General features: G+C 41.3%; 3 protein-coding genes. All 3 read right to left on the bottom strand.

The genetic code is table 11. The features are described 5' to 3' along the window. The coding region (locus HMPREF0673_RS15025) for a transposase (protein WP_216589861.1) at nt 1-250 on the bottom strand (250 nt) is incomplete at its 3' end. Next, nucleotides 210-812 carry an ISAon1 family transposase gene (locus tag HMPREF0673_RS01780; RefSeq protein WP_007897330.1) on the bottom strand — a complete coding sequence of 201 codons (603 nt, stop codon included), beginning with the start codon at nt 810-812 and terminating at the stop codon, nt 210-212. The genes HMPREF0673_RS01780 and HMPREF0673_RS15025, both read right to left, overlap by 41 nt. A gap of 10 nt (nt 813-822) precedes the next feature. Continuing rightward, complete coding sequence (locus tag HMPREF0673_RS01775; RefSeq protein ID WP_007897329.1) at nt 823-1,185, bottom strand: ISAon1 family transposase N-terminal region protein; 363 nt, start codon at nt 1,183-1,185, stop codon at nt 823-825. Nucleotides 1,186-1,243: the final 58 nt, after the last annotated feature.

The raw sequence follows: 1,243 nt of genomic DNA, 5'->3' as shown, positions 1-1,243 counted from the left end.
TTTGAAACGTTTTGATGACTGTATTAAACTCTTCACAGTTCCATTGCTCAACCTGATTAAACCATAATGCGAGTTTGGGTCGTGCCACGTCCTTGTTATCGTAATCCGAATATATCTTACCCAATCTTAAAGCAAGATAATAAAACTCTTTCATGTCCGGAAATCTACTGAATAGAACCTTGGCTCTTTCTGCTTGTGATTCGGTCCAGTCATTCGGCTTTCTTACAAGCAACCTGCTGCATCTTACCATAAGGCTTAAGAGTGTCTCCACAGCTTAATATTTCAGGCTTGTATTCAAGTCCTTTCTCCTTGTACAAAGCACGCATGCGATTATCCTCCGCAATCACTTCCCAACGGTGCTTTATACGTAAGTCCTGAAGAGCATCATACATAAGTTTCTGCACATGGAATCGGTCTACGATCTGCTCTGCATTGGGAAAACACTTACGTACTATCTTATACATAGAGTTTGACATGTCCATAGTAACAGACTTGACCATTGCACGTTTGCCGGCAGGAAGACGCTGTAACTTCTTGATTATAAAGTCTGATTTCACACCCTTTACCATTGCAACCAGCGTACCCTTCCTACCGTGCCCGTCCTTATTGGTCACAATTGTGTACAATTCTCCATTGCTCAGTGAAGACTCGTCTATGGCAAGATGTTCGCCGAGATTGCAGGCATAAAGCGTAAACTCCTCTGAATGTTTTTTCTGATTCCAGGAGTGAAATTCGCTCAGATGGTTCTTGTAGTAGTCATTTAGGACATTTGCCTTCAAATGCGTAAACTCTGCAACGCTCTTGATGCTCACTGCATGGGTATCAAGGTAATTCTTTTAAAAAAGCTCCGAACTCAGCGGTAATTCTGGTTCCTGATGCAACAAGATTCCAATCGCGACTGTAGCTCTTGCCGGTAGACTTGTCAAGCCATCTGCGTCGCTTTATTCTGAAATACATGGTATGGTCACGGACGGGAAAGTCTGTAACTGTTATTGGCTTGTGGAAACCATTGGAAATTAAAGGAAGGTCTTGTAAGTTTTCAGGCACAATATCTTTCTCAACTAAGACCAACATAAAATAATCTCCCATGTTGGAAGCTTCTGTTATGTCGAAATAGTCAAGGAGTCCTGCGGGAAGAAACAAGGACAATACGGACTTGTAATCTATGGGCTGAGTTCTATTCATGACGCAAAGATAAACAATAATATTGGATTGTTAAAAACACAACAATATTATTTGATCC

This window comes from Leyella stercorea DSM 18206 (assembly GCF_000235885.1).
GTDB lineage: Bacteria > Bacteroidota > Bacteroidia > Bacteroidales > Bacteroidaceae > Prevotella > Prevotella stercorea.
The sequence above is the reverse complement of the archived record's forward strand: the minus strand, read 5'-3'. Positions and strand labels throughout refer to the sequence as shown.

Excerpts from the sequence above, each read along its gene's own strand:
- HMPREF0673_RS01775 (WP_007897329.1), bottom strand. The coding sequence starts at position 1,185 with ATGAATAGAACTCAGCCCATAGATTACAAGTCCGTATTGTCCTTGTTT.